General features: G+C 40.4%; 9 protein-coding genes. 4 read left to right on the top strand and 5 right to left on the bottom strand.

What is annotated here, in order from left to right:
• Nucleotides 1-8 precede the first annotated feature (8 nt).
• Both AC1DRQ_RS06450 and AC1DRQ_RS06455 read right to left on the bottom strand, forming a co-directional pair.
• Nucleotides 9-3,167, bottom strand: coding sequence for a SusC/RagA family TonB-linked outer membrane protein (locus AC1DRQ_RS06450; RefSeq protein WP_477423001.1), 3,159 nt, complete (start codon nucleotides 3,165-3,167; stop codon nucleotides 9-11).
• Nucleotides 3,168-3,737: 570 nt separating this feature from the next.
• A complete protein-coding gene (locus AC1DRQ_RS06455) occupies nucleotides 3,738-7,892 on the bottom strand; it encodes a two-component regulator propeller domain-containing protein (protein WP_477423003.1) in 4,155 nt (1,384 codons plus the stop codon).
• A gap of 483 nt (nucleotides 7,893-8,375) precedes the next feature.
• On the opposite strand from AC1DRQ_RS06455, the gene AC1DRQ_RS06460 reads away from it, so the two are divergent.
• Genes AC1DRQ_RS06460 through AC1DRQ_RS06470 form a run of 3 tightly spaced genes read left to right on the top strand, consistent with a single transcriptional unit; the run spans nucleotide 8,376 to nucleotide 10,968 of the window.
• Complete coding sequence (locus AC1DRQ_RS06460; protein ID WP_477423004.1) at nucleotides 8,376-9,182, top strand: MlaE family ABC transporter permease; 807 nt, start codon at nucleotides 8,376-8,378, stop codon at nucleotides 9,180-9,182.
• 9 nt (nucleotides 9,183-9,191) lie between these two features.
• Entirely contained in the window at nucleotides 9,192-9,965 is a 774-nt protein-coding gene (locus AC1DRQ_RS06465; RefSeq protein ID WP_477423006.1) for an ABC transporter ATP-binding protein, read from the top strand.
• A gap of 16 nt (nucleotides 9,966-9,981) precedes the next feature.
• Nucleotides 9,982-10,968, top strand: coding sequence for an MlaD family protein (locus AC1DRQ_RS06470; RefSeq protein WP_477423008.1), 987 nt, complete (start codon nucleotides 9,982-9,984; stop codon nucleotides 10,966-10,968).
• A gap of 69 nt (nucleotides 10,969-11,037) precedes the next feature.
• Here the strand turns inward: AC1DRQ_RS06470 and AC1DRQ_RS06475 are convergent, their stop codons facing one another.
• Nucleotides 11,038-11,433, bottom strand: a complete 396-nt coding sequence (locus AC1DRQ_RS06475) for a winged helix-turn-helix transcriptional regulator (RefSeq protein WP_477423010.1) — start codon at nucleotides 11,431-11,433, stop codon at nucleotides 11,038-11,040.
• 83 nt (nucleotides 11,434-11,516) lie between these two features.
• Between AC1DRQ_RS06475 and AC1DRQ_RS06480 the strand changes: the two genes are divergently transcribed.
• Nucleotides 11,517-12,401, top strand: a complete 885-nt coding sequence (locus AC1DRQ_RS06480) for an NmrA family NAD(P)-binding protein (RefSeq protein ID WP_477423012.1) — start codon at nucleotides 11,517-11,519, stop codon at nucleotides 12,399-12,401.
• Between the two features lie 44 nt (nucleotides 12,402-12,445).
• Here AC1DRQ_RS06480 and AC1DRQ_RS06485 read toward each other — a convergent pair whose 3' ends face one another.
• Complete coding sequence (locus AC1DRQ_RS06485) at nucleotides 12,446-13,612, bottom strand: acyltransferase family protein (protein ID WP_477423014.1); 1,167 nt, start codon at nucleotides 13,610-13,612, stop codon at nucleotides 12,446-12,448.
• A gap of 98 nt (nucleotides 13,613-13,710) precedes the next feature.
• Entirely contained in the window at nucleotides 13,711-14,406 is a 696-nt protein-coding gene (locus AC1DRQ_RS06490; RefSeq protein ID WP_477423016.1) for a hypothetical protein, read from the bottom strand.
• Between the last annotated feature and the right edge of the window lie 109 nt (nucleotides 14,407-14,515).

The raw sequence follows: 14,515 nt of genomic DNA on the forward strand, positions 1-14,515 counted from the left end.
TAACTTGATTAAAATTGAATATTAGTACCAAACGTGAACGTACGTGGTACAGGGTAGTGGCCGTTATCTACATTCATAAACCCTATTTGTGAGTTAAGAGCGCCTAATTCAGGATCATAACCTGTGTACTTGGTGAAAGTATGCAGGTTTTGAACCGAGGCATAGAACCGGGCAGATGCAATTTTAAGTCTGCTGATTATACTTTTAGGAATGCTATAACCAAGTGCCACGTTCTGGATACGCAGGTATGAAGCACTTTCAATATACCGGTCAGATATTTTGATGTTATTATTGGTCCACTGGTTATACCTTGGCATATTTGCAGTGGTGTTTGTTGGCGTGTACCTGTTTAATACAGTAACCAACTGATTATTGAAAGCACTTGTCATTGCCTCGGTTTGCCTGCGGGTGTAGTTCATGATTTGGCCACCGTAACTTCCGTATAAAAATACTGACAGGTCAATGCCTTTAAAGCTAAAGGTGTTGGTAAAACCGTAAGTAAATTTAGGGTTAGGGTTGCCTATAACACGCTCATCCTTATCGTCAATTACACCATCACCGTTTAAGTCTTTATACCTGATATCGCCCAGCCATAATGATCCTGGTGCAACAGTTAACCCGGTTGGGATTGGCCCTTTAGCCAGTTCTTCCTGGGTTCTGAACAGCCCATCGGTAACGAAGCCATAAAATGTACCTAACGGACCTCCTGGCGAAGTAAGAGAAGTTAAATTGCTGGTTCCATACTCATTGAATATACCCGACAGGGTTGCTGTAGGATTGTTAAGCTGGTTAAGCACATTTTTATAATGGCTAAAGGTTAAATTAGTTTTCCAGTTAAAATTCTTATTCTGGATATTGTATGAAGTAACACCAATATCAATACCAGTATTGGTCATTTTACCAGCGTTGGTTATGGGTGTTTGGATGTCATTATATGACGTTCCCAGGCCAGAAAATGATGGTAGTTGATTGGACAAAAGCATATTGGTAGTTATCTTTTTGTACACATCAACTGATAACTCCAGTTTGCTGTTTAGCGTTGTAAGATCGGCGCCAATATTGTAGGTTTTTACTGCTTCCCATTGCAGATCGGGGTTAGCCACATTGTACGGAAGACTGCCTGGGCCAAAAGGAGCGGTACCAAACAAAGTTATATTTGATACGAAAGCATTGGTAGCTGTGTTTTGATTACCTACCTCGCCAAAGCCTCCGCGTATTTTCAAATAGTTTATAGCATTAAAGCCTTTCATAAACGACTCGTTGGTAACTGTCCACGACGCGGATACAGCCGGGAAAGTCCCCCACCTATTACCCGGACCAAAGCTTGATGAACCATCACGACGAACCGTTCCTGAAATAGCATACCTGTTATCGTAAGTATATCCAACCCGTGCAAAGTATGATTCCATACTCCACGTTCCTGCACCAGCTCCAATGCCTTGTGTAAGGTCGGCATCACCGGCGTTTAATGAAGGCAGGTTTGCCACCAGGTTGTTACGGTTTGCATTGATGAAATCATAATCAGACCTTTGCACTTCATGGCCCAGCGTGGCGCTTACACTATGCTTGCCCCCAAATACGTGATCATAATTCAGGAAGTTTTTAACATCCCAGTAAAAGCTTTGAGTTCTTTGTTCCCTTATACGGCTTGGCGATAATATCACATCCCCCGTTTCGGTGTTTTGCAAAAATGGCTGATAAGCGTGATCACTTTCCAGGTTGAAATTATAGTTAAACTCGTTTCTTAAAGTAAGGCCCTTAAAAAAGTTAATTTCGGCATAAATGGCGCCCAATGCTTTTGTATTAGCCGCTGTAACATCGCGCGACTGGGCCAATGTTACCGGGTTATTGGTTAAATTTATCTGGTAACCACCAATATTGGCATTAGTAATATAGTTACCATATATATCACGCACTGGCGATACGGGTGTATTATACAAAACCGTACTTGTTACCGCGTCAAACCCGTCGGTAAGACCAATTTGCTGTTTACTTTTGGTTAAATTAGTGGTAAAGCCTGCTTTTAACCAGTTGGTGACCTGCTGATCAATGCTGGCCCTTAAATTATACCTGTTAAAACCGGTTTTAATAAGCGTTCCGGTTTGGGTTAAGTAACCGCCTGAAAAATAATAGGTTGTTTTATCCTTTCCTCCGGATACGGATAACTGATGGCTGGTGGTTACTCCTCTTTGATAAATTTCATCCTGCCAGTCTGTACCATGACCTAATACATAAGGGTCTCTAAATTCAATTGTGCTATCCAATCCGCTCCCTGGTACCGCGCGTACTTCATTCACCAATGAATTTTGATATTGGGCAAACTGCTGCAGGTTCATAACCTTTAGCTTTTTAGGAACTTCGGAAAAGCCCACATAAGCATCATAGTTAAGTTTATTTTGATTAACCTTACCATGTTTGGTATTAATAATAACAACACCGTTTGCACCACGCGAACCGTAAATAGCCTGTGCCGATGCATCCTTCAAAATGTCGATAGATTCAATATCCGAAGGGCTTAAAGTAGCCAGAATACTTTGACCGGTTTGGCCCGAGCCCCCACCTAAAAAGTCCTGGCTTAAGCTACCTGCAGGGGTACCCTGAAACTGGACACCATCAATTACATACAAGGGCTCGTTTGAACCGGTGGCGCTGGTAATACCACGTACCCGTACAGAAACACCGCCACCCGGCTGTCCGCTGTTGTTGGTGATGGTAACACCTGCTACTTTACCCTGCAGCGCCTGATCAATACCGGCAACAGGCAGATCTTTAATATCCTTAGCCGAAACCGACGAAATGGATGAGGTAACTTCGGCCCGGCGTACTGTGCCGTAACCAATAACTACCACTTCGCTTAAATTGCTTGCATTTGATTTTAGCGTTACGTTGATTTCCGTTTTACCAGAAATTGGAACGTCTGTAGCGCTCATACCCACATAGGTGAATTTCAGGGTTGTGGTACCTGCCGGTACCCGGATAAGATAATTACCATTAGCGCCTGTAATGGCATTAACATTTTTTGCTGTTACGGTAACCCCGGGCAGGGTTACGCCTTGATCATCTGTAACTGTTCCCCTTATTAGTGTACCTGTATCCTGGGCGTTGGCCACTGCAGCTACAAGAATACAGCAAACAAACAGCAAGGCTATTCGTAGAATTTTTCTCATAATTGATTTGTTAGTTATTGATTTACTTAGATTTTTTGGTTCGATAATTTGCAATTGCCTGCGTCTTAGCGGCCGGTTATTTGATGATATTGTATATCATTAAAACTCCCGACATGCTGCCATCATTAAAAAACGACGGGCATTGCTTCAATAAATTGGTTAAATATTCTTATTAGGTTTATACCAGGCCAGGTAAAATTTGAACCTTGCTTTGATATTGATTATAATGAGGGTAAAATTATATGGTAGTTGATACCTGGTTGTGGATAAATAGGGGCACAAATGTCAACTCTAATTAAATTATTGATAATCAATAGTTTAATAATTAAAATAGTTATAATACTGTGTACTTATTTACAAATGTGACCCTATTGAACTTTTTAAGAGATCATAGAGTTGAGATAATAGTATTATAAGTGGGGTTGAAATTGGTGGAATTGAATACAGAAGCCCCCTCTAAATCTCCCCCAAAGGGGGAGACTTTTAAAAAGTGTTTTAAAGCCCTCTCCTTTGGAGAGGGTTGGGTGAGGCTTTATTGTGGACTGGGGGTGACAACGTTAAAACACTGTCTTAATCCCCCTCATTAACCCCTTCAAGGTACTTGGATGGAATGCTGTTAAACTCGGCTTTAAAGGTGCGTACAAAGTATTTTTGACTCTTGAAGCCTACTTTATGGCAAATTTGCGATATGGTTAAATGCCCGGTTTCCAGCAATTGCGCGGCCCTTTTTAATCGCATGGAACGTACCAGTTCGTTTGGCGTTTTACCAGTCATTTGCAGGATTTTTTTGTACAGCGTATAGCGGCTTACAAACATTTCGCTGCTTAATTCCTCTACCGAAAAATTAGGGTTAGATATGTTATTATCTATCAAAAGCAAAACCTTTTTAATGAACAGTTCTTCCGGCGAATCAATATGCTCATCTGTTGGTTTAACATCCACCTGTTTGCGGTAGGTTTTGCGCATATCCTCCTGCTGGTTCAGGATATTTTTGATCTTTGACAGCAGGATCTCAAAATTAAAAGGCTTGGTCATATAATCGGTGGCGCCAGTTTCCAAACCTTTTAGTTGTTGCTCCTCGCCTATAAGGGCGGTTAATAATATCACCGGGATGTGTGAAGTGCGCGAATCATTCCTGATCTTGAGGCATAGGTCAATCCCGTTCATTTCGGGCATACTGATATCGCTCACGATCAGATTAGGGTGTTGAGCAAGGGCCTTTTGCCATCCCTTCTTACCATTCTCGGCTTCAATAATGTTAAAATGATCTTTCAGGTTATCTTTAATATAAAACCTAAAATCTTCATTATCCTCTACCAATAGTACTGTAAGCTTTTTACAGTCACGGTTTTCTTTATGCTGATTACTTTTTACTGATTCCAGATCAATAAATCCTTCTACCTCATGTTTTAGTAACAAAGTAGTATCGGTAAACAAACTTTCGTCCAGCTGTTGCAGCGGCAGGAACACGGTGAAACAGCTGCCCTGGTCATGCTCACTCTCCACCAAAATTTCTCCATTGTGCAGTTTAACAAATTCCTTGGTGATAGACAGCCCTATACCACTCCCCTGGTTTAACATAGAGCCGGGAATATCATGCTGAAAAAATGGTTCAAAGATCCTGCCCTGTTTATCTGCCGGGATACCAATACCTGTATCCATAACCCTGATCTCCAGTTGATGATCGTTCGTATCACTTTGGTATTTTAAGCTAAGCAATACGCTTACCTGCCCGCCCTCGTGCGTAAATTTATAGGCATTGGAGAGTAAATTAAATAATATCCGTTCAATTTTATCATGATCAAAGCTGGTATAAAACGCTTCGGTATCGGTATCAAAAACAAACGTGATATTCTTTTGGTCGGCCACATCAGTAAACGATAACGACAGGTCTTTAATAAAGCTGATGATATCGCCCGATTTTTTGTGCAGCCTGAGTTCCTGGAATTCCATTTTTCTGAAATCCATTAACTGATTTACCAGGTTAAGCAGGCGGCGGGCATTACGGTTAATCATCAGCAACTGCCGCCTGGAATCGGGCTCGGCTATTTGCTTTAATATTTTATCAACAGGCGCCATAATGAGCGATAATGGCGTACGAAACTCATGGCTTACATTGGTAAAGAATTTGATCTTCATCAAATCAAGCTCATGCATACGCTGGGCTTCCTCACGCTCTTTTTCAATAGAAAACTGCGCTTTTATTTTTTGTATGCCCCGATGGCGTAAATAAAGCAGCGTGGCAATAAATAAAAGAATGTACAGCAAATATGCCCAGGTAGTTTTCCAGAATGGGGGCAATATGGTAACATGCAGAGTAATTTCTTTAGCGTTCCAAAATTCATTGTTTGTTGTACGTACTTTAAATATATAATCGCCGGCATCCAAATTGGTATATGTAGCTTTCCTGATCTTATTATCTGCCGTTATCCAATTCTTATCAAAGCCTTGCATCATGTACTGCAGCTTTATTTTATCAGGATTAAAGTAATTAAGGGCCGCGAACTCTATAGAAAATACATTCTCGCTATGCCTGAGTTTCAATGATTTTGTTTCTGTAATCGATTTTGCCAGTATGGCGTCGCCATTTATCTTATCGCCGGCACCAATGCTTTGGTTAAACACCTGAAAATCAGTAAAAATCAAATTAGGCACACTTTTATTAAACTGAATATTAGCTGGTTTAAAAATGTTAAATCCATTTCCACCGCCAAATATCAATTCGCCTTTGCGTGTTTTGTATGATGAGTTTTCTGTAAACTCACGCCCTTGCAAACCCTCGGTCTCGTTATAATTTATAAAACGGAACTTTAATCCGCTCGCTTGCCGCGATACAATAATATTTGACAGGCCATTGGGCGTACTTACCCACATATTATGCTTTTCATCCTCCTGCATGTCAATCACCGTATTATCGGGCAGGCCATCCTGTTTGATAATATTAGTGAACTTATGAGTTGCCGGATTAAAAATACTGATGCCCTCGCGTGTGCTTACCCAAATCAAGCCCTGGCTATCTTCCAAAATATTATTGGTATTGTTGTTTATAAGGCTGGCCGGATCTTTATCATCATGCATATAATGCACAAACTGGCGCGCTTTTTTCATCAAAACATCAATGCCATAGGAGGTTACCACCCAGATATTTTTTCGCCTATCCTCTAAAATAGCGCTTACATAGTTGGAGTGAATATTGTTCTTGCCATTATAGCCGTTAAATTTATAGTTGGTGAACTGTTGTGTTTTACGATTAAACACATTAAGTCCCCCCGCTAATGTGCCTACCCATAAATTATGTTCCGAATCTTCTCTAATGGCGCAGATCCTGTCTTCGGATATGCTACCAAGTACGGCATCATTATGTTTATAATGGGTAAACGTTTTTCCGTCAAAGCAATCAAGTCCACCAAAATAAGTCCCTATCCATAAGTTTTGCTCATGATCAACAAACATGCACACAATTACATTATTGGTGAGGCTGTTTTTATTTGTGGCACTATGCAGATATTGTTTAAAGCTGCCGTTTTTACGATTAAAATATATCAGTCCTCCGCCGTTTGTACCCAGCCATATATTTCCGGCCCTGTCTTCTGCAAAATTATTGATATCACTAAAAGGCAGGCTTAAAGGATCAGACGAGTGGTGTGTATACAGCGGAAATTTGATAATGCTTTCGTGATAATAACTTACCCCCCGTTTGTAGGTACCCACCCAAATGATGCCAGTGTTATCCTTATAAAGCAGGGTAACGCTGTTTTGGCCAACCGTTTTTATATCGTCCTCGCGGTTAAGCAGGTATCGTATGTTAAAATCCTGTTTGTTAAGCAGGTTGATACCGCCATGATCTGTGGCTATCCAGATCCGGTTCTTATCATCCTGTATTACGTTGGCCACTACATTTGTATTTAAATGTGTGGGGCCATCACCTTTATCAATATGCTTAAAAATATTGTTTTTAGTACTTACGTAATATACCCCCGATGAATAAGTAGGCACAAAGCACCACAGGTCGTCTTGCTTATCAATATATACCCTATAGGCTGTATTTAGGCCCGCGGGCAATTTTTCCATTACCTGCGAGCGGTAGTTTACCTTGTAGGTTACCGGATTTAGTTTTTCTAATACACCCAGGCTGTATATCAGCCATATATTGCCCTTTGAATCAACCGACAGATCTGATACGGTATTACTATAAATGGAGTTATCATCAGCACTGTTATGGACCAAATGGGTTACTTTGCGCGATGAGGCATCGTATTTATAAATGCCTTTTGTGGCATGTAAAAACCAAAAATTACCAAAACTGTCTTTTTTCAACGCCGTTATCCGGGCATCGGGAAGTCCGATATTTTTAAGATAGCCGCCTATATTGTGGCTGAATTTTTCTGTTGATGGATTGTAAATATTAAAGCCGTTACGGGTTTCAACCCATATATTATGCTCCGGCCCCTCTGCTATGCTAACTATATAATCGTCATTTAAGGTAGTGGTATCACTTACGGCGTGTTTATAAGCATTAAATTTATACCCATCATATTTATTAAGGCCCGATAGCGTACCAAACCACATAAAACCCTTACTATCCTTTAAAATACAATTTATTTGGTTGTGCGATAACCCATTGTTAATATCCAGATGTGAAAATTGAAACTGGTCATTTTGCGCCTGCAAAGAGCGATTGATGAACAGCAGCAAAAAGCATAATATTGAAATTTTACACTTCATTAACTATATTTTTCTGGCTATATTATTCTATATAAATTATAACTCTTAGGTTTGCAGGCAATTGAAGTTTTAACTTTTTACCCAAATGGTCAAAAACTTAAACTCAATTTAACATGTTATTTAAAATTACCTGCTTAACTTACGCATCCCTGGTTTATGTTTTAAACCTGGCTTACAATTGATTGATATCAAATGTACCTGCAATTAAGAAGTAAGGTATAATACTTTTTTTACTTTTTTTAATTGAATATTAACCAAAATGTATAAAAGTATTGCGAAAAGTTAAACTATTGAATTGAAATTTGTGATACTTTTATTTCAATAAAGTATGGTTTTTGATACTGCAACAATTTGGTTTAAAAAGTTTTCATCGGGCCTGAACTGAAAAAACTGCCTGCTAATACACACTGCGGCAAACAAATGCAATGAGTTATTGTAGAGTAACCATAATTAAATTGACAAATACCTACTATATCATATTTAATGGATACAGCAGAAAGCACAACAACCGTTTATAAAAAGAATTCAAAGCTTAAACAAAGTTTTATAAACTTTTTTACCGATCTGTATAAGATCAACCAATTCATATTACGCTTTTTTAAAGAAGCTTTTTTACCCCCTTTTGAACTTAAAGAAGTGGTACGCCAGTGTTTTGAAGTGGGTGTACGTTCCTTTACTTTAATATCAGTAACCGGGTTTATTGTTGGGGTAATATTCACAAAACAATCAAGGCCGTCGCTATCTGAGTTTGGGGCGCAATCATGGCTGCCATCTCTGGTATCCATCGCTATCATGCGTGCATTAGCACCTTTGGTTACCGCGCTTATAGCATCGGGCAAGGTGGGTTCAAGTATTGGCGCCGAACTGGGCTCGATGCGGGTAACAGAGCAAATTGACGCTATGGAAGTATCAGGTACCAAACCCTTTAAATTTTTGGTTTGTACCCGCGTGCTGGCTACTACCCTTACCATACCTATTTTATCAACCTATACCGCTCTTATAGCCATCTTAGGCGGGTATTTAAATGTGAGCCAAAATGAAGGTACCAGTTGGAGTACTTTTATACAGCAGGTGTTTGAACCTTTAACGTTTGTTGATTTTGTGGCATCGTTAATTAAATCAATTGTATTCGGCTTTACCATAGGTATTGTTGGCTGCTATCAGGGCTATAACTCCACCAAAGGAACCGAGGGCGTGGGTAAAGCAGCCAATGGCGCGGTAGTAACCGCCATGTTCCTGGTATTTATTGAAGAAATTATTATTGTACAGATAACCAGCTGGTTCCGTTAATACAGGAATATGAAAAAGGTAAAAACACAGGCAGATCATAGCAACCCGGTTATCAGCATCAGAGGGCTTAAAAAAGCATTTGAGGATTTTGCTGTACTGCGCGGCATTGACCTTGATCTGTACCAGGGCGAAAACCTGGTGGTGCTCGGTAGGTCAGGTACCGGTAAATCGGTATTAATAAAGATCATCTCAGGTTTATTAAAGCCCGATGAGGGCGAAATAACTGTATTGGGCCATGATTTTGCACATATAACCGAAAAGGAATTGCAGGAACTGCGTATCAGGATAGGCTTTTCGTTTCAAAACAGTGCCCTATATGATAGTATGACGGTGCGAAAAAACCTGGAATTTCCGTTAGTACGTAACCGCAAAAACATCACCCGTAAGGAAATTAATACAGCTGTTGAAACAGTATTGGATGCTGTGGGCCTGTCGCACACCATTAACCAAATGCCTGCAGAGCTTTCGGGCGGGCAGCGTAAGCGTATTGGCATTGCCCGTACCCTGATCCTTAACCCCGAAGTAATGCTATATGATGAACCAACCGCGGGGCTTGATCCGATAACCTGCATCGAGATTAACGCGCTTATTAACGAAGTACAACAACGTTTTAATACTTCATCGATCATTATAACCCACGACTTAACCTGCGCCAAACAAACCGGCGACAGGATAGCCATGCTGCTCGACGGGCAATTTCAGCGTACCGGTACTTTTGATGAAGTATTTAACACTAATGATGACAGGGTGAAACCTTTTTACGACTATAACTTTATACAATAGACATTATACCATTATCATGGATGCATCAGAAAATAAAAAAGCAATTATAGTAGGCATATTTTTAGCACTCGGCCTCGTGGTATTTATACTTGGTGTATTTACACTTGGGGGCCAGCAAAAAAGCTTTGTAAAAAATATTCATATCAGTTCGATATTCAGTGATGTTGCCGGGTTAAAAAAGGGCAATAACGTATGGTTCTCGGGTGTTAAAGTGGGTACCATCAGCAATGTTAAATTCATAGGTCCATCGCGGGTACAAGTGTTTATGAGCATTGACGAAGCCACCCAGCAGTATATCCATCATGATGCCGGTGCCAAAATAAGCTCGGATGGATTGATAGGTAATAAGATCATTGTTATTGATGGTGGCAGCCCACAAGCCCCGGTAATACAGGATGGTGATGAACTACAAGCCGAAAAAATGCTATCGACTGATGATATGCTTAAAACCCTGCAGGAAAACAACCAAAACATATTAGCCATCACTACTGATTTTAAAGTATTAAGTCATAAAATACTGGAAGGCAAAGGAACTGTAGGTGCATTAATGGCCGATAGTACCCTGGCTATGCAACTACGCAGCGCTATGCGTAATTTGCAGGCAGCTACTCAAAGTGCGGCAAACATGGCCGTACAGCTTAACAGTTTCAGCAATAAAATGAACACCAAGGGCGGCTTTGCTGATAAACTGCTTACAGATACCGCTACATTTAGCAAGATAAGCCAGGCTGTTACCCAATTACAAAAAACAGCTGCCAATGCATCAACCTTAACAGAAAATTTGACCAAAGCCAGCAATAAGCTTAATACTACCGATAATGCTATTGGCGTACTGCTGAATGACCCTAAAGGAGCAACTCAAGTACAAAGCACACTAAACCTGCTGCAGCAAAGCTCCGTTAAGTTAAATGACGATCTTGAGGCAGTACAGCACAACTTTTTGCTCCGCGGATTCTTTAAGAAAAAAGCAAAAGCCAAAGCCGATAGTTTGAAAGCACAGTAGATACATCAATACTCTACCATAAAAACAATAAAAGGCTGCCCTTTTGGCGCAGCCTTTTATTGTTTAATATCACCCCGGAAAATCATCCAGGCTTTTATAAAATATCGATGCATTTTTCCCACTCTCTTCAATAGCCCATACGGCCATGGTATACAAAACCGGTTTTAAAGCTAAACCCGATGTGGTAAGGCTGTAAGTAACATATGGGGGTACTACAGGCTTAGCTTTTCTGGCTACCAAATTATCAGCTTCCAATTGCTTAAGATGCTGGATCAGCATTTTTTCGGTAATAGCGGGGATCGCTTTTTTTAATTCACTATACCGTTTACTGCCTGATAACAAGTGATACAGGATGATGGGTTTCCAGTGCCCGCCTATCTTATTCATTACATAGGTTACAGGGCACTCTTTAAAAGCCGTTTGTTTATTTTCCTGTATGGTTGAACTTTCTTTGATCTCGGTCATGATACATACTTTAGGGTAAGTACTTGTATAAAAGTAAGTACAAATATAACTTTGTTGTCAACAAAATCAAAGCAATAAAGATTATGAAAATCACACTCACAGGATCATTGGGAAATATCAGCAAACCGCTGGCTAAACAATTAATTGATGCAGGACATCAGGTAACAATTATCAGCAGTAATCAGGATAAAATAGCAGATATTGAAGCATTAGGCGCTACGGCTGCCATTGGTTCGGTAGCCGACGTAGATTTTTTGACAAAGGCTTTTGCCGGCGCAAATGTGTTGTATACTATGGTACCGCCTAACTTTGGCGCGTCTAACTACCGGCAATATGTAGCAGGTATCGGTAAAAATTACGCAGAGGCTATTCACAGGTCCGGCGTATCCCGGGTAGTTAATTTAAGCAGTATTGGCGCGCACCTTGATGAAGGCACAGGACCTATCAAAGGAGTGCATGATGTAGAAACTGCACTGAATAAGCTGGAAAATGTAGCCATAAAACATCTTCGGGCCCCCTTCTTTTATATTAATTTTTATAATAATATAGATATGATCAGGAACCTGGGTTTTCTCGGAACAAATTATGACAGCAACACAAGACTGGTTATGGTTCATCCCGAAGATATCGGCGCTGCTGCTGCCGAAGAAATTCAACACCCTTTTACAGGAAAAAGTGTACGCTATTTAGCAAGCGATGACCGTACTACCGGAGAAATAGCAGCTGTTTTAGGTGCAGCCATTGGCAAACCAGAACTACAATGGGTAGAATTTACCGACGACCAGGCATTAAGCGGGATAATACAAAGTGGAGTACCTGAAGAACTTGCAAAAAACTTTGTAGAAATGGGAACCGCGGTGCGCAGCGGAAAATTATGGGAGGACTATGATTTAAATAAACCCATCATTACAAGCAAGAGAAAATTGGAAGTATTTGCAAGGGAGTTTGCCGATAGGTTTAATGCATAAGTAAAAAGCTGTCCCGAATATAAATTCGGGACAGCTTTAATACGTTAAATTACAGCTTTTACGCCGGGTATTTTTAACAGCAAATGTGCCAGTATAAATGAGCCGAAAACCGCCAATGGCGCCACAAACAGTAATTTAACCGCAGGATCAACACCCCATGTTTTAAATAGCATGGATAAAGAAATCAATACCAGCGGATGAAAAATATACACCCCGAAGGCAGCTCTTGATAATTTTTTCATCAGTACCGACTGCCCATTCCATTTTTGTTTAGCTATGCCCAGCAAGGCGGTTATAATAAATATGCCTGTAAATTGTTCCCAGCAGGCATACATTAATGATTGCCAGTACCCGTTGCCGTTAAATGTTTCAACAGGACTATTAGTAGCAACTTTTACGTAATAAATTACCGGGAAAACCACTACGATCATTACTAAAACCATTACAGCAAAGCCTTTACTCATTTTATAGCGGAGCTTACTAAGCCATTGCCCGCGCGAGGCCACTATACCCAAAGCAAACAGCGCTATATATTGTACAAAATGTCCTAACTGAAAACCCACTGGTGATAATACCCAACCAACCGGAAATACACACCTTACCAGGTAACTGCCCAAAGCCAGTGTCAATGCAAATAAAACAATGGTTAAAACACCCGGAACCTGCCCTAATGATAATGGCCTGCTTTTAATCAACAACATAATGCCTGCATACAGCAAACTGAACAACAACAAAGCGGCTACAAACCACAGTACCCCAAAATCAATCCAGGAATGAAAGCCGCCCAGGTATTGCAGATAGGTAATATCATTACCCTTACCAAAACGGTAAACCAGGTAACTCAACACGGGCGAGAATAGGAAAGAATAAAATATAAGCGGGATGCCCAGTCGTTTTAGCCTATCGGCTATAAAACGGGCTGCGCCTTTTTTTTGATAGGATGACTCTGTAAAGTATGCAGATATAAAAAAGAAGAAACCCATGAAAAACGATTGGTTGATGGCTACAAACAAGGTCATGGGAATAGATGCTGCCGTGAGCGTTGTTTTTTCGCTGTAGTACCAGCCCCCCGGCGCGCCATAAGTAATAAAAGCATGGTGCAATACCACTAAAATAGTAAGTACTACCTTCAGGTTATCAATATATAATATTTTACCAGCCTGTGTGCTGCTGCCATTGGTAGGGGGTGATACAACGGTTTGAGTTTCCATTATTACAGGTTAAGCGATAGTTACTTATAGTACTTTATACTCAAAATGAATACAACTAAAGGATGCATTATTTAAGTAAAAGTTACACCTGTTAGTAATTATTTAATCAGCTGACCGGCTTTTCGTTCCTCGGGGGTTAGTTTCAGGAATTTTTTGTAACTGGTATCCAGATAGGTGGTAAGGTTAAAATCTGTATTAGTATAGGTTTTAACCGATGGGATATAGAGCAATATGAAATTATTCATATCGTCGCCAGTTAAGGGTACGTATTTGGCAATATTTTCAGGGCTGAAAACCTCGGTTATTTCATCCTGCACTTGTTGATTCTGTATAAATTCCCCTTCCTTTTTACGTTTCTTATCATCTTTTGTCCAATAGTGCAGCCTGAGTGCAACCCCACCCTTGAAATAATCGTGATTTTTGTCATCGCGCTGATAAACCATCGTTTGCCCGTGAAAGTCGGGAGCTTTATAGCCGCTTGCAGGCGGTTTGATCTCTGTACCATTTACCTTTACCTCACCAAGCGTAGTTTGCTTTGGTGTTAAAAACACTTCCCGCCCCAGTAGGTTAGTCAGCAATATGGTATCCGGCCGGTAAAAGGCACCTGTAAATACGAGCAGATCACCTGTTTTTGCCGGAATACTAAACCTTCCGGCTCTATCGGTTACCACCACTTTAGTGGTAGTCTTATTTTCAACCTGAATGCCTTGTAACACTATTCGGGTCTTGTTTTCTAACACAGTACCATTTTGAACACCCTGCGCACAAGCAACAGACGTGATAAAACAACCCATAAAAACTAAAAGCAGGTAACGGAGCATCAGGTAAAAATAATCAGAAGATGCGGTTCTTCAATTGTCTATCATATTTTTTTAACTAAAATTAACATTTGATATCAAGTAA

This window comes from Mucilaginibacter sp. P4_E8, assembly GCF_056401495.1.

Excerpts from the sequence above, each read along its gene's own strand:
- AC1DRQ_RS06460 (WP_477423004.1), top strand. The coding sequence starts at position 8,376 with ATGGATACAGCAGAAAGCACAACAACCGTTTATAAAAAGAATTCAAAG.
- AC1DRQ_RS06455 (WP_477423003.1), bottom strand. The coding sequence starts at position 7,892 with ATGAAGTGTAAAATTTCAATATTATGCTTTTTGCTGCTGTTCATCAAT.
- AC1DRQ_RS06485 (WP_477423014.1), bottom strand. The coding sequence starts at position 13,612 with ATGGAAACTCAAACCGTTGTATCACCCCCTACCAATGGCAGCAGCACA.
- AC1DRQ_RS06475 (WP_477423010.1), bottom strand. The coding sequence starts at position 11,433 with ATGACCGAGATCAAAGAAAGTTCAACCATACAGGAAAATAAACAAACG.
- AC1DRQ_RS06480 (WP_477423012.1), top strand. The coding sequence starts at position 11,517 with ATGAAAATCACACTCACAGGATCATTGGGAAATATCAGCAAACCGCTG.
- AC1DRQ_RS06490 (WP_477423016.1), bottom strand. The coding sequence starts at position 14,406 with ATGGGTTGTTTTATCACGTCTGTTGCTTGTGCGCAGGGTGTTCAAAAT.
- AC1DRQ_RS06465 (WP_477423006.1), top strand. The coding sequence starts at position 9,192 with ATGAAAAAGGTAAAAACACAGGCAGATCATAGCAACCCGGTTATCAGC.
- AC1DRQ_RS06470 (WP_477423008.1), top strand. The coding sequence starts at position 9,982 with ATGGATGCATCAGAAAATAAAAAAGCAATTATAGTAGGCATATTTTTA.
- AC1DRQ_RS06450 (WP_477423001.1), bottom strand. The coding sequence starts at position 3,167 with ATGAGAAAAATTCTACGAATAGCCTTGCTGTTTGTTTGCTGTATTCTT.